Annotated in this window: 14 protein-coding genes; 12 read left to right on the forward strand and 2 right to left on the reverse strand. The window is 51.2% G+C overall.

Going from position 1 to position 22,754, the window contains the following annotated elements:
• Position 1 precedes the first annotated feature (1 nt).
• The 6 genes from CHH67_RS15390 (at position 2) to CHH67_RS15415 (ending at position 8,573) form a co-directional block, all read left to right on the forward strand.
• Complete coding sequence (locus CHH67_RS15390; RefSeq protein ID WP_095266087.1) at positions 2-904, forward strand: ABC transporter permease; 903 nt, start codon at positions 2-4, stop codon at positions 902-904.
• A gap of 27 nt (positions 905-931) precedes the next feature.
• A complete protein-coding gene (locus CHH67_RS15395) occupies positions 932-1,954 on the forward strand; it encodes an ABC transporter ATP-binding protein (protein WP_095266088.1) in 1,023 nt (340 codons plus the stop codon).
• Complete coding sequence (locus tag CHH67_RS15400; RefSeq protein ID WP_095266089.1) at positions 1,938-2,954, forward strand: ABC transporter ATP-binding protein; 1,017 nt, start codon at positions 1,938-1,940, stop codon at positions 2,952-2,954. Before CHH67_RS15395 ends, CHH67_RS15400 begins: the two co-directional genes overlap by 17 nt.
• A gap of 15 nt (positions 2,955-2,969) precedes the next feature.
• The gene (locus tag CHH67_RS15405) at positions 2,970-3,365 is read left to right on the forward strand and encodes an OsmC family protein (RefSeq protein ID WP_095266090.1); all 396 of its coding nucleotides are present in this window, start codon (positions 2,970-2,972) and stop codon (positions 3,363-3,365) included.
• Positions 3,366-3,555: 190 nt separating this feature from the next.
• Entirely contained in the window at positions 3,556-6,690 is a 3,135-nt protein-coding gene (locus CHH67_RS15410; protein WP_179292138.1) for a hybrid sensor histidine kinase/response regulator, read from the forward strand.
• 398 nt (positions 6,691-7,088) lie between these two features.
• The gene (locus CHH67_RS15415; protein WP_095266092.1) at positions 7,089-8,573 is read left to right on the forward strand and encodes an alanine/glycine:cation symporter family protein; all 1,485 of its coding nucleotides are present in this window, start codon (positions 7,089-7,091) and stop codon (positions 8,571-8,573) included.
• 462 nt (positions 8,574-9,035) lie between these two features.
• On the opposite strand, the gene CHH67_RS15420 is transcribed toward CHH67_RS15415, so the two are convergent.
• On the reverse strand, positions 9,036-10,316 hold the full coding sequence (locus CHH67_RS15420; RefSeq protein WP_095266093.1) for a glycoside hydrolase family 125 protein: 1,281 nt from the start codon (positions 10,314-10,316) through the stop codon (positions 9,036-9,038).
• Between the two features lie 399 nt (positions 10,317-10,715).
• On the opposite strand from CHH67_RS15420, the gene CHH67_RS15425 reads away from it, so the two are divergent.
• From CHH67_RS15425 to CHH67_RS15445, 5 genes are all read left to right on the forward strand, one after another.
• Positions 10,716-11,705, forward strand: a complete 990-nt coding sequence (locus tag CHH67_RS15425) for an ABC transporter permease (protein WP_095266094.1) — start codon at positions 10,716-10,718, stop codon at positions 11,703-11,705.
• A 16-nt stretch (positions 11,706-11,721) separates the two neighbouring features.
• Complete coding sequence (locus CHH67_RS15430; RefSeq protein WP_095266095.1) at positions 11,722-12,633, forward strand: carbohydrate ABC transporter permease; 912 nt, start codon at positions 11,722-11,724, stop codon at positions 12,631-12,633.
• Between the two features lie 51 nt (positions 12,634-12,684).
• Entirely contained in the window at positions 12,685-14,301 is a 1,617-nt protein-coding gene (locus CHH67_RS15435; RefSeq protein WP_095266096.1) for an extracellular solute-binding protein, read from the forward strand.
• An 88-nt stretch (positions 14,302-14,389) separates the two neighbouring features.
• On the forward strand, positions 14,390-16,711 hold the full coding sequence (locus CHH67_RS15440; protein ID WP_095266097.1) for a glycoside hydrolase family 3 N-terminal domain-containing protein: 2,322 nt from the start codon (positions 14,390-14,392) through the stop codon (positions 16,709-16,711).
• A 104-nt stretch (positions 16,712-16,815) separates the two neighbouring features.
• The gene (locus tag CHH67_RS15445) at positions 16,816-17,832 is read left to right on the forward strand and encodes a glycoside hydrolase family 130 protein (protein ID WP_095266098.1); all 1,017 of its coding nucleotides are present in this window, start codon (positions 16,816-16,818) and stop codon (positions 17,830-17,832) included.
• 187 nt (positions 17,833-18,019) lie between these two features.
• Here CHH67_RS15445 and CHH67_RS15450 read toward each other — a convergent pair whose 3' ends face one another.
• Positions 18,020-20,338, reverse strand: coding sequence for a helix-turn-helix domain-containing protein (locus CHH67_RS15450; RefSeq protein ID WP_095266099.1), 2,319 nt, complete (start codon positions 20,336-20,338; stop codon positions 18,020-18,022).
• Between the two features lie 523 nt (positions 20,339-20,861).
• Between CHH67_RS15450 and CHH67_RS15455 the strand changes: the two genes are divergently transcribed.
• Positions 20,862-21,764, forward strand: coding sequence for a transposase (locus CHH67_RS15455; RefSeq protein ID WP_095266100.1), 903 nt, complete (start codon positions 20,862-20,864; stop codon positions 21,762-21,764).
• The last annotated feature ends 990 nt before the right edge of the window (positions 21,765-22,754 follow it).

Here is a 22,754-nt window from a genome sequence, read left to right on the forward strand (position 1 = left end):
GATGGCAACGATACAGAATAAAGAGCAAATCGCAGAAGTAAGCAAAAAGCTGAAAAAAGAGCAGCGCACACTCGCTTTCCGTCGTATTCGCTCTAATTACGGATTGTTGATCGGCGCTTCGGTGCTGGCGATTCTTATTATATTGGCCGTGTTCGGTCCGATGCTCAGCCCCTATGATCCGTATGAGATGAAGGTCGTGGAGCGCTTATCCGAACCGGGTGGCGCCCATGTGCTGGGAACGGACGAATTCGGACGAGACCTCATGACCAGGCTGTTATACGGAGCCCGGGTATCGCTGGGCGTCGGGCTGGCGGTGGCGCTCATCTCCTCGTCACTGGGACTGATCATCGGGGTGTATGCTGCGTATTATCGGACACTTGATCACATTCTGATGCGTATCTGTGACGGACTGATCGCGATACCCGGGATTCTGCTGGCCATCGCGCTGATGGCAGCGCTCGGCGCATCTGCGCTCAATGTCATTATTGCGCTGACAATTGTGTTCACCCCGAATATTGCCAGAGTGGTTCGTTCTTCGGCGCTGGTCGTCCGGGAGCAGACGTTCATTGAAGCGATGCAGGCGCAAGGAGCAAGCGCCACCCGGATTATCTGGCTGCATATCGTGCCGAACACGCTGTCTCCGCTGCTTGTACAGGCCACCTTCGTGTTCGCGGAGGCGATTATATCCGAAGCGGCGCTCAGCTTTCTCGGCGCAGGCATTCCGGCACCGGAACCAAGCTGGGGCAATATTTTGCAGGCAAGCAAGCTGGTTATTTTCAAGGCCTGGTGGATGGTTGTGTTCCCTGGCGCAGCGGTAGTATTATCCGTCCTCAGTCTCAATCTGCTGGGCGATGGCTTGCGTGACCTGCTCGATCCTCGCGTCAAGCAGAAACAGAGTAAATGATGATTTATAGAGCTTGGAGGTATTGATATGAGCGAAGCGCCTCTATTGGAAGTCAAAGATCTGAAAACCCATTTTCATACCGAACGCGGGAAAGTAACGGCGGTCAACGGCGTCAGCTTCTCGATGCACAAGGGCGAAATTATCGGCATTGTCGGTGAATCCGGCTGCGGAAAAAGCGTGATGTCCCAGTCGATTCTGCGTTTGCTTGATCATACGGATAGCATTGCCTACGAAGGGGAGGTTCTGTTCGAGAACGAGAATTTGCTGGAGCTGCCGCTGTCCAAGCTGAGAGCGATCCGCGGTGACGATATCTCGATGATCTTCCAGGACCCGCTCACCTCTCTGAGTCCGGTGTATACAATCGGGAATCAGATTATGGAAGTGATACGTCTCCACCAGAAAAAATCCAAACAGGAAGCTTACCAGCAGGCGATCGACATTTTGCGGTTAACCGGGATCCCGTCACCGGAGATTCGGGTGAACGAGTATCCGCATCAGCTGTCCGGTGGCATGCAGCAGCGCGTCATGATTGCGATGGCGCTGGCTTGTGAGCCGAAGCTGCTTATTGCCGACGAGCCGACTACGGCGCTCGATGTAACGATTCAGGCACAGATTCTGGAGCTTATTACCGATCTGAACGAACGGCTCGGCATGGGCGTGCTGTTCATTACGCATGATCTGGGTGTCGTATCCGAGTTGTGCACAGGCGTTAAGGTTATGTACCTGGGACAAATTGTGGAGGAAGCGGACACGAAAAGCCTGTTCGACAAGCCGCTCCATCCCTATACACAAGGACTGATCCAATCGATTCCCAAACTGGACGGAGACCGCAATGACAAGCTGCATGTGATTGAAGGAACGGTGCCTTCTCTGACGGATGTTCCGAAGGGCTGCGGTTTCTCAACCAGATGTCCGTTTGCAGATGAGAAATGCCGGTCTGAAGAGCCGCCGATGAGGCACGCCGATGAACAACACAAGGTCAAATGCTGGCATTATGCCTCCATAAACCGGCTGGAGGGGAGTGAAACCACCCGTGACTCAATCAACTGATCAAGCCATTCTGCGCGTCCATTCTCTGCATAAGCGATTCCCGGTCTATGGATCCTTTGGCAAGCTGTTCGGCACCAAAGCCCATGTCAATGCCGTCACCGATGTCTCCTTCGAGTTGTCTGAAGGTGAAACCTATGGGCTGGTCGGCGAATCCGGCTCAGGCAAGAGCACGACCGGGCGTACAATATTGGGGCTGACACCTGCAACTGAAGGCCAGGTGCTGTACGGCGACCGGGAGCTCAATGCGATGACCAAGGACGAGCTGAAGAAATTCCGCAAGGAAGTACAGCTTGTGTTCCAGGACCCGTATTCGTCCTTGAATCCTAGAAAGCGGATCGGCAGCATTCTGGAGGAGCCGCTGATCATTCATAAACTGGGGAACAAGGAAGAACGCCAGGAAAAGGTGTTCCAAATTCTGGAGACGGTAGGGCTGCGGCCGGAGCATGCTTTCCGGTTTCCGCATGAATTCTCGGGAGGACAGCGCCAGAGACTCGGCCTCGCCAGAGCGCTGATCATGAATCCTAAAATTATCGTTTGTGATGAGCCGGTGTCTGCACTGGACGTCTCGATCCAATCGCAAATCTTGAATCTGCTGAAGAAGCTTCAGCAGGATATGAAGCTAACCCTGCTGTTCATCACACATGACATCAGCGTGGTACGCTATATATCAGATCGCATCGGCATTATGTATCTAGGCAAAATTGTGGAAGAGGCACCTACAGATGATTTGTTCCGTGAACCGCTGCACCCGTACACCCGGGCTTTGTTCTCGGCGGTGCCGGATTTCGGACGCAGCAGGCTAAAGGAGCGAATCATTCTCAAGGGAGAGATTCCATCTCCGCTGGCGCTGCCTAGCGGCTGTGTATTCCACACCCGCTGTCCTTGGGCAACCGAGCTGTGCCGGTCAGAGACACCGCCGCTGCGGGAAATCATGCCGCACCACAAAGCGGCCTGCCATTATGCCGCACCCGGTTATTTCAACACGGAACAACCTACTTGAAAAGGAGATAGAAGGATGACAACATTAAAAATCGTAAACGGTCAGGACCATATTTATAACGGAGCAGGCATGCAGCTTGTCGGCACACACAGCCCGGATCTGGATGGCGGATTGAATCCAAGGGAACTGCTGGAGGCTTCCCTGGCCCTCTGCATCTCCATCTCTCTTCAGAAGATGATGGCGTTCGACGGGGTGAAGTATGATAAAGACTCGATTCATATTGAAGTGACGTCCACGAAGGATGAGGACCGGAGAAAGAACCGTTTCGCTCATTTTCACGTGACGGTTGCGTTGCCGCCTACTTTGGAGCCGGATTACAAGGAAAAGCTCAAGACGGTCGTCGAGCGGGCATGCACCATCAGCAATACGTTGAAAGGCGAAGCTGTCGTTGAATTGGTAGAGCGGGGATAGGAGAAGGGGCCTAGGTCGTGACCTGGAGTTGAATAGCGCCTAAGATTCACCTTCATCTTGCTTAAATATGCGTATTTACACTCGCATGCTGCCGTTTGTGGATCAATCGTCCTGTTTTCAGCGGCAATGACCATATTTTTTGTGAGGCATTAGGAGGAATTACACCACTTTTTGTCGAATGAGTAGCCTTATGATGAAAAGAAGAAAAATTGCGGCCCTGGTCGGCTTGTTTTTGCTTATGCTGACGGTGGTTCGCCTTACCTGGATTAATATACAGACCACTTCAACACAGGTGCATGCAGAAAGCGGTGTCCTGGATTTGCGGGATTGGGCCCCCGCTGACAGGCCGATTCTGACCCTTGTCGGAGAATGGGAATTTTATCCGATGCAGCTGATCACACCAACGCCGGACGGCTCGTTTGCAGTGGGCGATCACAGCGCAGCCCTCGCTACAATTCCAGGCAGCTGGCAGCGTGAGATGCCTTCAGGATCTGTCTTCGGGCATGGGACGTATCGGCTGCGTGTGGTGATGCCCTCCGAAGGCTTGCCTGAATTGAAAATACGCGTGCCGGGGATCTCCGCATCCTCGGCTTTGTATGTGAACGGGCAGTTGATGGAGCAGTCCGGTCAGCCGGCGGAGCATTCTGACTCCTATACAGCGAGCAATGTGCCGTACTCCATCATGCTTCCGGAACAGGAAGGGACGCTCGACATTGTTCTGCAAACCGCGAACTACAACGACCGTGTTATGGGAGGACTGACAGAGCCGGTCAAGCTCGGAACGAACGATGCGATGAACAGGGCTTACTGGTTCTCGGCCGGTGCCCAGGCGACGGTGTTCCTATTGGTCTTGATGCACGCGATATATGCGCTGGTACTTTATTTTATCGGAGCCCGGGAGAAGCCGCTGCTGATCTTTTCCTTGCTGTCGATTAGCGGTGCGGCCACCATTGTCGTAGACGTTGATCGGCTGCTGCCCGCATGGTTCGGCGTTGATTATGTCACATCCCATAAAATTTACTATTTGTCCTATTTGGGTGTAGCGGCGCTGCTGCTACCTTTTATAAGAGGACTGTTGCCGGAATTTCCGATTTTACGCCACTCGCGCTGGCATTTGGCGGTGTGTATTGTCTTCGGGGTGCTCGTGCTGGCACTGCCGGTGGAGCTGTATACCTATGCCGACGTGCTGCATACGCTCCTCATGGTGATCTCGTTTGTGATCACGCCGTTCATCTTGTATTTGGCGGTGCGACGAGGCCTGCCCGATACGATTTATTTGCTGCTTGGATCGGTGGCGCTGGTCTCGAATCTGGTCTGGGGGATTCTGAATTATTCGCTGCTGCTTGATATAGGCTACTATCCTTTTGATATGCTGGCCGTATTCATCTCTTTCGCGCTGTTCTGGTTCAAGCGCTATTTCCGCAATGCTACGGAGATGACCAGACTTGCGGAGAAACTGCAACGAGCAGACAAGCTCAAAGACGAATTCCTCGTCCATACTTCACACGAGCTGAGAAATCCGCTGCATGCCATTATGAATATGGCGCAGACCGTCATGGACAGCGGCGGAAGAGCCGAGGACCGGAAGAATCAATTCCGGCTCAAGCTGCTTGTGTCGGTTGGCAAACGGATGAATATTCTGCTCAGTGACCTGATCGACCTCACAAGACTGCGGGAGAATCGAATCCGGATTGAACCGGCCCCGGTTCTTCTTCAAGCAGAGGCAGCAGGCGTGCTGGACATGGTTCGTTTCCTGACGGAGGGCAAGCCTATTCGGTTTGAGAACCGGATACCGGAATCGTTGCCCCCGGTGCTGGCGGACGAGAACCGGCTGCTTCAGATTATGTTTAACCTTCTGCACAATGCGGTGAAGTTCACGCGTGAAGGTGTCGTAGCGATCGAAGCAGAAGTGCAGGGCAGCAATGTCGTTGTTCGTGTAACAGATACCGGGGTCGGCATGGACGAAGAGACGCTGAGCCGGATTTTCGAGCCTTATGAACAGGCTGAGGAGCATGGAAGAAGCGCCTCTGGCTTCGGGCTCGGTCTGACGATCAGCAAGCAGCTGGTTGAGCTTCATGGCGGCGAGCTGACCGCGACTTCCACTCCGAACGCGGGCTCGGTGTTCAGCTTTACCTTGCCTGTAGCGCCTACGGAGGCAGAAGTCGCAGAAGCCCCAGGAGCCGATACTCCGGTGTCGGCAGTCCGAATGGATGAGGGAGATCTGCTTAGCCAGGTTCAGACGGAGGGAACGCCTGAGACAGCCGGAGCAGAGGCGCCGGAAAGGCCGCGCATACTGGCGGTTGACGATGACCCTGTCAATCTGTATGTGCTGCGCAGTGCGCTCGCACCAGATGCCTATGAAATCGTGACCGCGACAAGCGGTGCCAAGGCGCTGTCTCTCCTCAATCAGGAGACGTGGGATTTGATCATCACGGATGTGATGATGCCGGAAATGTCCGGCTATGAAGTTACCCGGTCCGTTCGCACACTGTTCTCACATTCAGAGCTGCCGATTCTGCTGCTCACAGCACGACACCGGCCGGAAGACATTGAGGCGGGGTTCCGCGCAGGAGCGAATGATTACATCGTCAAGCCGGTGGACGCTCAGGAGCTGCGGGTTAGAGTGCAAGCACTCACAGCGGTAGCCCGTGCGGCTCGCGAGCAAACCCGGTTGGAGGCGGCATGGCTCCAGGCTCAGATTCAGCCGCATTTTCTGTTCAATACGCTGAATTCGGTAGCTGCACTTGCCGAGGTGGATACCGAGCGGATGCAGAGGCTGCTGCTCGCCTTCGGAGATTACTTGCGGTCCAGCTTTGACTTTGCCAATCTGAACCGGCTCGTTCCGCTGCGAAAAGAGCTGGGACTGGTTCAGTCCTACCTGTACATCGAGAAGGAGCGGTTTGGCGACCGTATTCAGATCGAGTGGGAGGTAAACCAGCATCTGGAGCTGAACGTCCCGCCGCTGTCCGTCCAGCCATTGGTTGAGAATGCGCTGAGGCACGGGCTTCTGCAGCGCTCCCGGGGAGGCACGGTGCGAATACGGGTGATTGATCGCGGGGACCGGGCGGAGATTTCGGTTGAAGATAACGGTGTCGGCATCGATCCCAATACGCTGCGGAAGGCGCTGAATCCGGAAGATGGAATCGGTAGTTCTTCAGGCGTTGGTCTGGCGAATACCGATCGAAGATTGAAGCAGCTGTACGGGACGGGCTTGAAGGTGAAGGGAGCTGTGGGACTGGGCACGATTGTATCTTTTACCGTACCGAAAGAAGGTCGATCCGGCTCACTGTCCAATGATCATGAACGATCTGAGATGATGGTGTAGCATGTGCTGGGCCTGCCATTTGGCGAGGCGTTTCAGGAAAGCGGGGGAATGGGATCCCTCGCTTTTTTGCGTTGAAGAGCGGTTGGGGCTACGGAAGAGGGGAACTTAAGATGAAAAAGAGAAATTAAGATATGGAAAATAATCTGACATACGAAATGGACTGGAATGAAATATACCTTGACAGAATATAGCATATTAACATTATAATGATAAAAAATGTTCTATGACTTAGAAATATGTAATAGAATATGACACGCAATGGGGATGGAGTGAGATTGGCACAAAGGCGGTGATTCATGACGAAACGGTGATTCATGACGAAACAAAGTAGTGTAATACCAAATGACTTCTAAGTTGATTCCAAATGAATTTGAATTTTAAACCTTAGGGGGCAGAATATGGAGAAAGCTGTTGAATGGTTAAATAATCTGATTTGGAGCAATGCACTGATTTATCTGTGTCTTGGTGCCGGCTTGTTTTTTACGCTTGCTACACGGTTCCTGCAAATCCGATACATTAAAGAGATGGTCAAGTTGATGTTCCAGGGCAAAAGCTCGGAGGCAGGGATCTCCTCATTCCAGGCTTTGTCGATGGCGCTTGCAGGGAGAGTAGGGACGGGGAATATCGCCGGTGTGGCAACGGCCATCGCCTCCGGCGGGCCGGGAGCCGTATTCTGGATGTGGCTGATTGCGTTTCTCGGTGCCGGCTCAGCCTTTGTCGAAGCGTCGCTTGGTCAGGTGTTCAAGACAAAGCAGAATGGACAGTTTCGGGGCGGACCTGCTTACTATATTGAAAAAGGGCTGAATATGAAGTGGTACGCCATCCTGTTTGCGATCGTAACTGTCATTGCAACGGGCATGCTGCTTCCGGGAGTTCAGGCCAATACCATCGCTTCGAGTATGAATTCCGCTTTTAGCATTCACCCAGCCGTCATTGGCTCGCTGCTTGTATTGGTTCTTGGGATTATTATTTTCGGAGGCGTGAAGCGGATTGCTTATGTTGCCCAAGTGATCGTGCCGTTCATGGCCATTGCTTACATAATTATGGCGCTCATTATTGTCATTGCCAACTTGTCCGAAGTTCCAGCTATTATGAGCCTTATTTTCTCCAGTGCATTTGGCGCGGATGCTGCGTTTGGAGGAATATTGGGGGCAGCGATTAGCTGGGGTGTCAAACGGGGAGTTTATTCCAACGAAGCAGGGCAGGGTACGGCCCCGCACGCGGCTGCTGCGAGCGAGGTGTCACATCCGGCCAAGCAAGGGCTTGTACAGTCGTTCTCGATTTATATCGATACGTTGTTCGTGTGTTCTGCAACCGCCTTTATGATTCTCATAACAGGCATGTACAACGTAGCGCCTAACGGAATGGATCCGATCGTTACCAATCTTCCCGGTGTGGAATCCGGGCCGGACTTTACCATTAAAGCCATTGAGACGATCTTCCCTGGATTCGGGGCACCGTTCATTGCGATCGCTTTGTTCTTCTTCGCTTTCACTACGATCATGGCCTATTATTATATGGCCGAAACGAATCTGGCTTATATCAATCAGAAGACCAGACGGATCTGGATGGAGTATGTGCTAAAATTTGCCGTCCTGGGCGTAACCTTCTTCGGCTGTATCCGAACTGCCGATCTGGCTTGGGGCCTTGGCGATATCGGGGTAGGCAGCATGGCTTGGCTGAACATTATCGCGATCCTGCTGCTCACCCGACCGGCGCTCAAGATTTTGCGCGATTATGAACGGCAGAAGAAAGAGGGCAAGGACCCGGTATTCGATCCTGTGAAGGTGGGCATTGCTAATGCCGACTTCTGGGAGAAGGAGTACGTGCCAGAAGCTGCGGCTCAGACACCGCCGAAGAACAGCAATACGCTGAATCTGTAGAGAAGCATGCTCGAGGGCCTATGATGTGCCGTATGAATTTGCTTGTGATGAAAGCCGCTTGGTTTAAGCGGCTTTTTCTGTTGTGGTGTAGCAGGTGATATTTATTTATGGACACGGATCGCTGCGTTTTAGCCGTTTCACAACATTGGCAGACTGAAATCATCTACCGTTCGGGTGACCTAAATTCAGCTTTGCACGATTATCCCCTTCATTCAGGGAGGGAGCGGGGGGGAGTGCTGCCTGAGCGAAAGGGATAATGGTGCAATGGGTCTTGAAGGTAATATGGATTTGCCCGAGTCTATGATCATGGCAGCAGAATCGTGTATACTTAATAGACAGCACAGCGATTACGAATAAAGCATACAACAAGCTCAAGCCTAAGGCTTTACATGCCTGTGCTTGAGCTTGTTTGCTTTCAAAAAGGGGCCAGATTTTCTCCAAGAATGCGTGTGCGCTCGGGGTTTAGACAAGCCCCTTGTCCATCGCCATTTTGATCAACGATGCAAAGAGGCTGTTGGACCAGGCGAACCATTCGCGAGAAAAATCTTTCGGGTCGTCAGGGTGGAATCCTTCGTGCATATAGCCAGTGTCTGCATCGGTTGCGATGAGCATGTCGATCAGCATCTTGATCTCTTCGTCGTTGTCAGCTGTGAGCGCCTGCATGGACAGCGCCATATGCCATACGTAACCGCCGGGTGTGTGCGGACTGCCGATTCCTTTGGCATATTGGCCTTCGAAGTAGAACGGATTATCGAAGCTGAGCGCAAATCTGCGGGTGTTCTGATAGATCGGGTCGCTGATATCGGTATAGCCTATATACGGAATGGATAACAGTCCAGGCGTTCCCGCGTCATCCATCAGACTGTAGTTGCCGTAGCCATCGGTTTCATAGGCGTAAATCTTGCCGTACTTTGGATGATCCACGATACCGTACGTACGAATGCCGAAGTCGATTTCTTTACGGAGTTTGGCGGCAGAAGCAGCGAGCCGTTCGTCCCGGTATACTTCGCTCATGATGTCTTGGATATGCCCCAGGATGACCACCGCAAACATATTGGAAGGGATGTTATATCCGAATTCACAGCTGTCGTCGCTCGGACGGAAGCCGGACCAGCTCATTCCGGTATAGTTGACCGGCATGCCGCGGCCGTTATTTTGCAGCGTTTCCGTATCCTTGTCGGTTTGGCGGATGAAATGATAAGGCGATTGCTCCGCATGCCGCTGTTCTGTCCGAATAACATGCACGATGGAGGTCAGTGCCTGGTAGCAAGCATCATCGAAAATGCTCGCATCCTCCGTTTCCTTCCAATACATATAGGCGAGCAGCACGACAAAGCAGAGGGAGTCGAGCTCATACTTCCGCTCCCACATCCACGGACTCAGATTGCAATCATCGGTGGCCATGTAATGTCTGTCGTTTGCTGTTTCATTGAATGCATTCGTGTAAGGATCGATATTGACATAGAACATCTGTCTGGCGATCAATCCTCGCAATATGCGGCGCAGCTCCGGGTCGTCTTTGGCAAATGGAATGTAGTGCCGGACCTGCTCTGTGGAATCGCGGAGCCACATTGCCGGAATATCTCCTGTGAAGACAAAGGTCGTACCGTCATCAAGCAGCTTCGTGGTGGTCTCCAGTGTGTTCGGAAAGCAGTTTCTGTACAGTTGTTGCAGCTTGGGGTGATGCTCCAGCCGTTTATCGGCTTCGTTCAAATGCTGGGTGATGGATGCTGGCAGATTCATTAGCGATCTCCTCCTGAAATGGTAGCTTCACACGTTGCACATGCGTGAGTGCAGACTTGTTTGATTGGTTCGACTTCTTGGATGTTCGTACGACATGTTCGCACAATCCTTCATGGAGCACAATATGTAGCTTATGCATCTCTTTACAGGGTTCATAACTCACACATTCCGGACAATGACACGGGGGAACGGTACTGGAAGTTTCGATGCAAAAAAGCAGGATAACAGCGCATCACCGCGCACGGTGAGGTGACAATGCACAACTTACACATTTACGATGTCAGCATGTATTCTCTAGACTTTGACTTGTAAGCGTTACCTGTGAGTCACCCTGACGTGGATGTTCGTGAGTGACCAGATAACCTGACATCAATAGATCATTACGAAAGGAGGGGGAGCATGAAGGGGAAGAGACTACTAGCTGCAATCTCTGGAAGCGGTTTAATCCGTCGTGGAAACAAACCATCCAATAAAGAGAAGAATCAGACGTCACTCGGAAAAAGAATCTGGGTGAACTGGGAGCTCTATTTATTCTTGGCGCCATGCTTGCTGTACTTTCTTATCTTCCACTACGGGCCGATGTACGGCATTCAGATTGCCTTCAAAAATTTTATCCCCAGCAAAGGAATCATGGACAGTCCATGGGTGGGCTTCGCCCACTTTGAGCGTTTCTTCAATTCTTATTACTTCTGGGATCTGCTCTGGAATACGTTCAGCCTCAGTTTCTACGAGTTGATCATCGGGTTTCCGCTCCCGATTATTCTGGCGCTTGCTTTTAACGAAATCCGCAATGGTCCCTTCAAAAAAACTGTCCAGACCGTTACGTATGCGCCTCATTTTATATCCGTTGTCGTTATGGCCGGGATGATTATTGCTTTCCTGTCGCCATCCACGGGTATTCTGATCAAATTTATGGAATGGTTCGGTATCGATGCGCCGAACTTCTTATCGGATCCGGCCTGGTTCAAGACGGTCTATGTACTGTCTGGCGTATGGCAGAGCACGGGCTGGGGCACCATCATTTACTTGGCGGCGCTCTCGGGAGTCGATCCTCAGCAGCATGAGGCTGCAATTGTGGATGGAGCCAGTCGGTTCAAGCGACTTTTGCACATCAACCTGCCGGCCATCCTTCCGACAATCACTATTTTGTTAATCTTGAACATGGGCAACATTCTGACCATTGGCTTTGAGAAAATACTGTTGCTGCAAAACTCGCTTAATATGGAGTCATCGGATGTCATTTCGACTTATGTATACAGAGCCGGTCTGGTCGACGCACAGTATAGCTTCTCGACAGCCGTAGGCCTGTTCAACTCCGTCATCAATGTCATTCTGCTGGTCACCGTCAACCGAATTGCCAGACGCACCAGCGAGAACAGCCTGTGGTAGAAGGGAGGAAGTATCATTGGTTACCTCGATTAAGGAATCGAAGGGAGACAAGCTCTTTCTTGTCAGTGTCTATCTCTATTTGATCGTTGCGCTGATTGTGGTCCTGTATCCGCTTATTTATATTCTCAGTGCGTCCATCAGCAGCCCGCAGCAGGTGAATACAGGGGAAATGTGGCTGTTTCCTAAAGAGATCACCTGGGCTGGATATCAGCTGGTCTTCGCCAACCCGAAGATCTGGAACGGATATCTGAACACCATCATTTATACCGGAATCGGCACGCTGCTGAATCTGACGGTGACGCTGCCCGCAGCTTATGCGCTCAGCAGATCGGATCTGGTCGGCCGCCAAGCGTTCCTCGGATTTATTCTGTTTACCATGTTCTTTAGCGGCGGGCTCGTGCCAACGTATCTTGTGGTCAGGGATTTGGGGCTGATCAACTCGATGGGCGCACTTATTCTTCCTGTCGCTGCCTCGGTGTGGAACATCATCGTTGCCCGCACCTTCTTTCAGACAACGATTCCGAAAGAGCTTCAGGAGGCGGCCTATATGGACGGCTGTACTAACCTCAAGCTGTTCATCCGGATCGTTCTGCCGCTGTCTGCGCCGATTATTGCTGTCATGGCCTTGTTTTATGGGGTCAGCCATTGGAACAGTTATTTTCCGGCTCTGATTTATCTCAATGATGAAGCCAAGTATCCTCTCCAGATGGTGCTGCGGCAGATTCTCGTTCTTCAGGAGATGACAGCGGAAACGACCGGTGCCGCGCTCAGCGGAGATGCCGCTCGTGCGATGAATTCAAAGGCCGAGACAGCATCACTGATCAAATATGGTGTCATTGTTGTGTCTACTTTGCCAATTGTTGCTCTCTACCCGTTTTTGCAGCGCTATTTTGTCCAAGGGGTCATGATCGGCTCTGTAAAAGGCTAGGGAGAGCATTCATATAATTGGAGCTTAATTATCGAAAGGGAGGATTCATCGATGAAGATTACTAGTAAACCGTGGAAGCTGGTCGTAACGGGACTGACCGTCCTTTCGCTGCTCGCCGGATGCAGTTCGGGCGGCAGTACGGACTCGGCCGAGAAGAATTCAACGGAGGCTGCAGCTGTAAATAAGGAAGGCTTTCCGATTGTCAATGAACCGATTACGCTCACGATGATGGCGCCGGATGTCGGCGTTCAGAACTGGCAGGAGATGGTCGTTCTGCAACAGATGGCTGAAAAGACAGGCATCACCTTCCGATATCAAAATGCGCCGAAGGACAGTTTTGATACGAAGAAGAATCTCGTATTTGCCAGCGGCGATTACCCGGATGTGTTCTATGCTGCAGGTTTGACGCCTGCCGAGCAGATGAACTATGGCGAGCAGGGAATTCTCGTTCCACTGGAGGACCTGATTGAAGAATACGCACCAAACTTCAAGGCGCTCATGGACGAGAATCCGGAAATCCGCAAATCGATTACAGCACCGGACGGCCATATTTACTCTTTGCCTGTCATTGAGTTGAGCCAGCATTGGTACCGTAACCCGCTGTGGTACAACGGCGACTTCCTGGAAGCGCTGAACATCGACAAGTTGCCTGAGACCACCGAGGAGCTGTATACGTTCCTGAAACGCGTGAAAGAAGAGGATCCGAACGGCAATGGCGTTGCCGATGAAATTCCGATTTCTTCGGTATCTACAGCGACGACTAATGTTCGGGATATCCGCACCTGGCTGCTCGGAGCATTCGGTGTTTATGAGGACGAAATCTACGTTGATGATGAGGATGTTGTACGTTATACCCCGATTGAAGAAGGGTTCAGAGAATATCTTGTGTATATGAACCGTCTGTGGGAAGAGGATCTGCTTGATCATGAAAGCTTCTCCCAGACCGCCGAGCAGAAAAAAGCCAAGGCACAGAACAATCAAGTTGCTCTGTTCTCCGACTGGCATGCCTACATGACGAAAGGCGGAGAGCCTTCGACCAAAGACCCGATGTTCATTCCGGTGAAGAGTGATATGGTAGATAAACCGGCCATTGCCAAGAACAGAGGCATTACAACAGGCGCTTTTGCCATCTCGGTCACTAACCCTGCACCAGAGGCATCGATGCGTTGGGTGGACTATCTGTATTCCTATGAAGGCGCACTCTTCTTCAATAAAGGGCCGGAGGGCATGCTGTGGGAGTACACAGATGAAGCGAACCGTGTCAAACGCTATCTGCCAGTTCCAGACGGCATGGAGATGGAAGATTACCGTGCAACGTTAACGCCAAACTACGGCATCCCGGCTCCAACCGTCAATACGGATGATATCAATAAAGGGTTGAAAACTGACTTTGACCTGTGGGTAGAGCAAGAGACGCAGGAGAACCTGCTTAATCGTGGAGCCAGACCACCGTTCCCAGCGTTGTTCCTTACCGTCGAAGAGCAGACGGAGATCAACAGCCTGAATTCGGATCTGAGCACCTATGTGAAACAGATGGAAGCGAAATTCGTTACCGGAGCAGAGCCGCTCTCCAGTTGGGATAACTATATCAGCACGATGAAGAAGATGGGTGCCGATCGGGTGGTTGAAATTTACCAAGGTGCTTATGACCGCTGGAAGTCGAACTAAATTTAAATGAGGTTCTATACAAGTTGAACCTGACTTATTCCCTTTGGTTCATGCAAACGTTCAACAGACAATAGAAAGGTGCTTCTACATGAAATACAGAGATCAAACCTTGCCTACAGCAGAGCGTGTTTGCGACTTGCTGGGGCGCATGACGCTGGCAGAGAAAGCCGGACAGCTTATCCAGCCATTCGGCTGGACGTGCTATGAGCGTAAGGCGGATGGCAGCGTCGAGATGACGGAGGCATTTAAGACAAGGGTCGCCCAAGGAGGGATAGGCTCTCTGTACGGTACGCTTCGTGCTGATCCCTGGACCGGGGTAACTCTGGAGACAGGCTTGTCTCCGGAAGAAGGGGCGAAGCTAATTAATCAGATGCAGGCTTATGCCATACAGGAGAGCAGGCTTGGCATACCGATCCTATTCGGTGAAGAATGCTCGCATGGACATATGGCGATCGGCTCAACTGTGTTCCCGGTTCCTCTTGCCATCGGGAGCACCTGGAACCCGGAACTATATCATGAAATGTGCCGGGCGGTAGCATTGGAAACTCGCAGTCAAGGAGGAGCCGCAACGTGCTCACCGGTCCTGGATGTGGTCCGGGACCCCCGGTGGGGCAGGACGGAGGAGTGCTTCGCTGAAGATCCTTATCTCGTGGCCGAGATGGGCGTTCAGGCGATTAGAGGGCTTCAAGGACATGGGCTGGACAGGGATGACGCTATTCTGGCGACGGTGAAGCATTTTGCCGCTTACGGCAGTTCAGAAGGCGGACGAAACTCCGCCGCCGTACACATGGGGCCGCGCGAGCTGCATGAGGTGGACCTGCTCCCATTCCGCAAAGCGGTCGAGGCGGGAGCCCGCTCTGTCATGACCGCTTACAATGAAATTGACGGTGTGCCTTGCACCACCAACCGATATTTACTGCAGGACGTGCTGCGCGACCAGTGGGGATTTGACGGATTTGTCATTACGGACTGCGGTGCGCTCGGCATGCTGGTATCCGGTCATAACACAGCCGATCGTGCAGACAAAGCGGTCGCACAAGCGCTGATTGCGGGCATTGACATGGAGATGTCTGGAGAAATGTTCGAGGAGCATCTCCTCTCCGCAATTGACCGCGGGCTGATTCACGAATCCGATCTGGACCGTGCAGCGGCACGGGTGCTGGAGATGAAGTTCACGCTAGGATTATTTGATCGTCCGTTGGTCGATCCGGACCGGGCTCGCCAGGTGATCGGATGCAGCGAACACCGGGATTTGGCGAAGAAGGTGGCGGATGAGAGTATCATTCTGCTTAAAAATGATGCGCATACGCTTCCGCTGAGCAAAGAGATCGGCAGTATCGCGGTCATTGGGCCGAATGCCGATGCTCCTTACAATCAGCTTGGCGATTATACCTCACCGCAGCCTAAAGGAGCCATCGTCACCGTGCTGGAAGGCATTCGCGCTAAGCTTGGAGGCGAGGCCGAGCGCGTCCTGTACGCACCGGGCTGCCGGATCAAAGGCGATTCGCGGGAAGGCTTCCCGCTCGCCCTGGAGTGCGCAGCCAAAGCGGACGCCGTGGTCATGGTCATCGGCGGCTCCAGCGCGCGGGATTTTGGCGAAGGAACCATTGATCTGAAGACAGGGGCATCTGTCGTCACTGATGACCTGTGGAACGACATGGAATGTGGAGAAGGCATAGACCGCTCGACGTTGAATCTGCTTGGTGTTCAGCTGGAACTCGTCCAGGAGGTGCACAAGCTGGGCAAACCGCTGATCGTGGTTTATATCAACGGCCGGCCGATTGCCGAACCGTGGATCGTGGAGCATGCAGATGCAATTGTGGAGGCATGGTACCCGGGACAGGAGGGCGGACATGCGGTTGCCGACATGTTGTTCGGCGATGTGAACCCTTCCGGGAGGCTTACCATCAGCATACCAAAGCATGTTGGTCAACTTCCGGTGTACTATTACAAGCGCCGCACACGGGGCAAGCGATACCTGGAGACGGACTTCAACGCTCAATATCCGTTCGGCTATGGACTGAGTTACAGTGAATTCGAGTACAGCAATCTTCAGGTGGAACCTGCCGTGATCTCGGCCGATGAAGAAGCCGTGGTTACGGTTGACGTAACCAATATTAGTGATGCCGCAGGTGCGGAGGTTGTCCAGGTGTACATCACGGATATGGCAGCCTCGCTAACCCGGCCCGAGAAGTCATTGAAGGGATTTCACAAGATCAGCTTACAGCCAGGCGAGACGAAGAAGGTGTCCTTCAGCGTGGGCAGGGAGCAGCTCGAATTCGTATCTGCAGATTTGACACGCATCGTCGAGGAGGGCGATTTCAGTCTTCTGGTCGGTCCTCATTCCGAATCGTATATGACAGCAACACTGAAAGTAACTACATCCTGGGAAAAAGGCGAGCGAGCATAGCGTTTTCCTGCCACGCTCATCCTAGATTATCTCTCATATTTAAGCTTTAAGCATTGGGCTTATTCGTACCAGATGAATACGTAATGTGGAGGCATACATCGTCTATGAAAATAACAAGACACCCCAACAACCCGATTGTGGTCCCCGGCAAGTACGAGTGGCGCAAAGTTACGGTCTTCAATCCGGCCGTCATTATCGACAACGGGAAGTTCTACATGATTGAACGAACCGCTGGCTCGCTGACACCTTGCAAAAACTTTCTCGGACTGCTTGAAAGTGAAGACGGCGTGAACTTCACGCATGTAAAGGACGAGCCGATCGTAACGCCGGACATGCTGGGATTTCCATACGGTAGCGTCCAGGACCCGAGAATTGTAAAAATCGACGGCACCTTTTATATGAATTACGCTCTCAGGCCGTGCGCCATGAGCTATTATCCAACCGGAGCAGGCATACCGGAGCGCTCAATTCCGAAATATCCGGACGGATGGGGAGAAGATGAGGGGCACTGGCTCACTCGTTCCTCCATTCTGAAATCGGATAACCTGATCGACTGGGAATTTGTTGCCGATACGACACCGCTGGATATTAATGATCGTGACAATATTTTATTTCCTGAGAAGATCAATGGAAAATATGTGCTGTTGCGCCGTCCGGAGGAATACGTAGGGGAAGCCTACGGAACCGACAGTGCAGCGATGTGGATCACGTATTCGGAGGATCTTGTTCACTGGGAAGAGCCAAAGCTTCTGGCCAAGGCGGAAAACCCGGTATGGGAATCGAGAAAAATCGGTGGAGCAACGCCTCCTGTACGCACAGACAAAGGCTGGCTCGTTCTATACCACGGGGTCGATGATCAGATTGTCTACCGCGTGGGAGCGATGCTGCTGGACCTGGACAATCCTGAGAAAGTTATTGCGAGGACGCACAATTTCATTATGGAGCCGGAAACGTATTACGAGAAATTCGGCTATCAAATTCCGAATGTGGTATTTCCGACTGGCAATGTGGTGAAGGACGGACTGCTCTACATCTATTACGGTGTAACGGACACGGCCATCGCGCTGGCCACAGTGCCGCTTGATGAGCTCGTGGACTATATTTTGAACGAACCACAATAAGCGAGGTACATCACAAATAAGCAGGGCCCTTTGGAGAATGCGTCTCCAAGGGCCCTGTCTTTACATATTTGCACTGCGCGCCTGGGAGCTGCACGGTGCTTCGGCTGCATGACTGCGGCCGGGTTGGCCATATGTGTATCCTATAGACCCTATACGTACCCTATAGAGCCCATATGCGGACTATACGCTAGCTGTTTGAGCGATGCTGATGCTGTTTGCGGTACTGACCGGGCGTCAACCCGGTTTCTTTCTTGAATTTCCGGATGAAATTTGGTGCATCCAAATAACCGACCTGTTCGATAATTTCCTTGAGCGGAGCGCTCGTAGTTACAAGCAGGCGAATCACTTCTTCCATGCGGCGTTTCCAGATATACTGCGAGAAGCTGATTCCGGTCTTATCTTTAAAACTACGGCTCAAGTAAGAAGTCGAAACGGAAAATTTTAAAGCAACATGCTCCAGGCTAAGCGTATAATCGGCAAACTGCTGATCTACATAATCCACAATATCATCAATCAGCGCCGGGGCGGCTTGCTCATGATTCCGCTCAACCGTCTGACAAATATCCGCTGTCAATGACAACAGCTTGTCCTCGAATTCCTCGAGCGTCTCAAACGAGGTATAATCCGAGATATGGTTGAACACCTTGTTCATGCCGATCTCGGAGGCGGTTCGAAGCAGGGCGTTCAAGAGATCAAAGCAGATACAGCGCATCAGTTGAATCTGCAACGGTTCGCTCCGGATCGTGTCCATCATCTCGGTGATCATCTGTACAGCCACCGATTCATTGCCCTGTTTAAGGCTCTGCTCCAATTTGAGCAACGACTTTCTGGGAAGCCATAATCCTTCGGCGACCGGATAATTCTGCTCTGCCAACTGGTCGAAATAAGTAATTCGGCTGCTGCCGACCATCCGATGCTCCAGCGCTGTAGCCGCTTCAATGAATGATTGGTTGAGCTGCGCGAGATCCTGGTAGGCCGTCCCTACCCCGATGCTTGGATCAAGCCGGGTGTTTTCAGAGATGAGAGCCTGAATCGCACGAATGATTTGCTCTATCCGGAATTTAAGCGAGGATTCACCAGGGTCCGGAATCGAAATGATCAGCGCCAATTGATTGTCTGTGGAAAATTCCACCCCATAAATATGTGCACTCAGCCCGGGCAGTTCAACATGGCCAAGAATCTCCTGCAGTTGCTGGCGGTCATCCAGCGCTTCCCCGGCTTCATCATCTTCCCACGACAGAATGACAGAGAAATAAATGCCCTGTTCTTTCGGATATTCCAGTCCAGCCCCCATAATCATACGCTCGATTTCAGGATCATCCGGCTTGCCGTGCTTGAGCAGTAATAGCATGCACTGGTTTCGCACAAAAGGCTCCTGCATATCAATGCGGGCGCTATAGTCGTGAATGGTCTGACGAATCCATTCCCATTCATTGCGCGTTTTCGGTTCTGAAGCATCGCCAACCTTCAGCTTGGCGAACTCCATCAGATCCTTGATTGGATGATATTGTCGTCTAGCCAGTACAAAGGCCGCAAGCACACCAGTCACGACAGCGATTCCGAACACCAGCAGTATCAGAGTCTGAACGTGCGCGACACGGCTGAAGAACTGGTAGCTTGGCATAATGGTCATGTAAGTCCAACCATTATCACGGGATTTCACCGATACCACCGAGTACATTTCATGGTCCAAGGAGAGGTTGTGAATGCCGGCATCAAGCGCAGCAAGTGTTCCGAGATGCTCTTGAGACAGAGTGACGCCGTGGTTGTTGGCGGTCAGCACTTCACTATTTTGATTGAAAATAAAGCTGCTTCCAGTAAAATCGCTAAGGATGGAGTCCATCACACCGGTAAGGTTGGATTCTTTCACAAGATATATGACGCTACCATAAGGATATGGATCATTCGGTTTAATCGGTGCAATAACCGTCAGCATCGTCTCGTGGAGCGAGTTGTTGATCGTCACTTTTTCCGCTGGTCGTATGAGCATCTGATTCGTGTTATTCAGCGCGAGCACGATATCATTCAATCTCCAGTTTTCGTATCGATAGAAAGAATCGAACGCAATGTCAACATTCGTCAGACCGCGATGGGAGTAAATGACCGGATCGTCATGAAAGTACAGAAAAATGTCCTCGATAATGCTGCTATTGGCCTTATAATTGTTTAATGTTTGAATCGCTTCAACTCTGTGATAAGAATCGCGGACCATATAAGGGGTTAGCCGCCGATCATATGCGATTCTGCCAGCTATCTCCTGAAGCTCTTCCATACGGGAATCAATCGTGGTCTTGACCTGATTTAATTGGTTAATGTTGGATTGTTCGATTTCGGAACGCAAGTCTTTGACAGCGCTATCATAAACAAAAATCGTTACCCCCGTCAGAGGAATCAGGAAGATCAGAATATAAGAGAGCGCGTATCTTAGGAGCAGTTTCGACTTGAAGTGATTCCAGTTCATTCGGAAACCGGATAGGATGAATGATTTGAGCTTCTGAATTGTCATTTGGATGAACCCCCCATTGCCATTCTTTCTTGTCTTGTGTTCATCAAATGTCATCAACCAACATTTGCTGTTCCAAAGATTATATCATTATAATGATTGGATTTGGTGAAAATCTAGGGAAGAAACTGAGAATTTTTCTTGTGCCGCCTCTACCAAAACCGAATGAATCTCATTGTAGTAGATTAACAGTGTTCACCGATCCTGTCTGCTGTACTTATTGCCATCTGTTACCTTTGCACCATTATCCCTCTCGATCAGGGGTGAGGTTGGAGACGAAGGATAGGCGTCATGAAGAGTGGCTGACCGTGATTGTTAGGAGGGAAGGGGAACGAGAGGGAACAGGCTTGCTTCGAATAAAACAACTAGTAAAATGGTTTTTTCTACAAATATGAATTGAAACAAGAACGTTCGTTTGGTATAATAGGAACAAAAGAAGAACGTATGTTCTTAATTTTCTGGAATTTCGGTATGTTTATAAAGGAATAATGTGCGAAAATTTATAATTTTTTGGGGGGGATCGGATATGACCATCCATACCGGGACGGGACTTCAACCATTCTATAGCCGTTATCAGAGCGAGCAAGACTGCATGGAGGCGTTGATTGCCATGAAGTGGCCAAGCGGGTTTGTCTGCCCGCGCTGTGATCACACCGGGTGCAGCCGTCTGAACTCCCGGCGTGTTCCCTTGTTCGAGTGTGGACGCTGCAAACATCAGACATCGGCTTTGGTGGGCACGATTTTTGAAGGTACTCGGGCGCCCTTACTCAAGTGGTTCATGGCTCTGGATTTGTTTCTGCTCCCGGATGGCATCTCCGCAATGCGGCTTAGTCAAGTGATCGAGGTCACTTACAAAACAGCGTGGTTAATGCTGCACAAGATTCGCTATGCTGTTGGGGAGTTCGATGCCCGGGAGCCGCTTTATGGTGACGTTAAGGTGAACAGCGATCAGTATGGTCGTAATCCCTCCCGAGTCACGGTTTCGCACCCGCATGCCTCAGCGGTCGTAGCTGGCTGCACGGTCACAGAGTCCGGTGAACCGCTGCAGGTTAAACTCCGCCTAGTGCCGCAGAAGCGAGGAAGCGATACAAGAGCTGCGCGTCGCGATCTAACCGCGTTCATTAGCGAGCACGTGGATAGCCATTCATCAGACGTCCAGCTGTTCTCTCAAGCTTTTCGGTTGTATGCGCCTTTGCGGAACATAGTGAGAGAGACATGGAAATCACTAAAAAGCACTTATGGCGCGTTGGGGCAGAAACATCTGCAGGCGTATTTGAATGAGTTCACGGCCCGTCGACAGCTGCACTTGTCCAAACTGGAGAAAACGATGGGGCAGAAATTGCTGCAGAAGTGTATGGCGATTCCTAGGATTTCGTACCACCAACTGATTGGACATCGTCCGATTCAACCCCTTGCAGCTGTTGCCTGATATGAAGTGGGAACGGTAAGAGTCATAGAGATGATACGGATCACCTGGATGGTGAGCGTGCATCTGAATAGTGCGAGTGCAGGCTTTGCTGGAGATGGAAGGGGGAGTGCTGCAAATTTCCTTTCTTTTGATCTGATTTGGATTGCGCCGGCGTTGGCCTTTGATCTGCTGTGCTTGATTCTCGTGCACTGATATTTCCTGTTTATGACCTCTCTTAGGCCGATTTTATTCTAAGACCTCTTGTGCTTTGATAACTTGTGCCTCGATCTTTTGCTCTAAGATCTCTTGTGCTTTGATAACTCGTTCGCTGATCTGTTGTGCTTTGATAACTCGTGCATCGATTTCTTGTTCTAAGATCTCTTGTGCTTGATGGCTCGTCGCTGTTCTTTTGATCTTTCAGATCTCATGCTTTGATCCTTTGTACCTTGACTTTGGGGTTCTTATCTATTGTAGCTTAATCATCTTCGCCCAGATCCGTTCATCCGGTCTGGTTTTACGAGTGCATGTATTAGTGTGTTTTTTCCTCGTAAAAGCTTCCCCTGATGCTCGTATTTCTGTTTCTGTGTTACCTGATCCAAAGGGATAATGATGCAAAGCAACTGCGAGACGAATGTGAATCTCCCCCTCCAAAAAATGCTCAGTCTTCCTGGTCGAGAAGTTCGTTCTTAAGCTGATTAGATCGGCTCAGGAAGACATGAATGCGATGTTGGCATTGTCATAATTATTTAGGTTTAGTCATATTGATCACACATCTCCATCTATTAATGGTAAAATTAAGGTATCGGGTTTGTCAGAATACAGTTCAAGGCAGCCAATCGAATTGATTGCGGCTGCTTTTTTGTTGCTCGGAGGTAAATAAAATGAAGATTCAAGAGCGCTTGAGGGCGGATTGTGAACAATGTATCGGCTTTTGTTGTGTAGTTTTACGTTTTACTACCTCAGACGGTTTTTCGATGGATAAGAATGCAGGACAGCCCTGCGTGCTTAGGC

This window comes from Paenibacillus campinasensis, assembly GCF_002272015.1.
Lineage (GTDB): Bacteria > Bacillota > Bacilli > Paenibacillales > Paenibacillaceae > Paenibacillus_AQ > Paenibacillus_AQ campinasensis.

What these genes read in the sequence shown, in the direction of transcription:
- CHH67_RS15390 (WP_095266087.1), top strand. Translation starts at nt 2, where the DNA reads ATGGCAACGATACAGAATAAAGAGCAAATCGCAGAAGTAAGCAAAAAG.
- CHH67_RS15395 (WP_095266088.1), top strand. Translation starts at nt 932, where the DNA reads ATGAGCGAAGCGCCTCTATTGGAAGTCAAAGATCTGAAAACCCATTTT.
- CHH67_RS15405 (WP_095266090.1), top strand. Translation starts at nt 2,970, where the DNA reads ATGACAACATTAAAAATCGTAAACGGTCAGGACCATATTTATAACGGA.
- CHH67_RS15410 (WP_179292138.1), top strand. Translation starts at nt 3,556, where the DNA reads ATGATGAAAAGAAGAAAAATTGCGGCCCTGGTCGGCTTGTTTTTGCTT.
- CHH67_RS15415 (WP_095266092.1), top strand. Translation starts at nt 7,089, where the DNA reads ATGGAGAAAGCTGTTGAATGGTTAAATAATCTGATTTGGAGCAATGCA.
- CHH67_RS15420 (WP_095266093.1), bottom strand. Translation starts at nt 10,316, where the DNA reads ATGAATCTGCCAGCATCCATCACCCAGCATTTGAACGAAGCCGATAAA.
- CHH67_RS15425 (WP_095266094.1), top strand. Translation starts at nt 10,716, where the DNA reads ATGAAGGGGAAGAGACTACTAGCTGCAATCTCTGGAAGCGGTTTAATC.
- CHH67_RS15435 (WP_095266096.1), top strand. Translation starts at nt 12,685, where the DNA reads ATGAAGATTACTAGTAAACCGTGGAAGCTGGTCGTAACGGGACTGACC.
- CHH67_RS15440 (WP_095266097.1), top strand. Translation starts at nt 14,390, where the DNA reads ATGAAATACAGAGATCAAACCTTGCCTACAGCAGAGCGTGTTTGCGAC.
- CHH67_RS15445 (WP_095266098.1), top strand. Translation starts at nt 16,816, where the DNA reads ATGAAAATAACAAGACACCCCAACAACCCGATTGTGGTCCCCGGCAAG.
- CHH67_RS15450 (WP_095266099.1), bottom strand. Translation starts at nt 20,338, where the DNA reads ATGACAATTCAGAAGCTCAAATCATTCATCCTATCCGGTTTCCGAATG.
- CHH67_RS15455 (WP_095266100.1), top strand. Translation starts at nt 20,862, where the DNA reads ATGACCATCCATACCGGGACGGGACTTCAACCATTCTATAGCCGTTAT.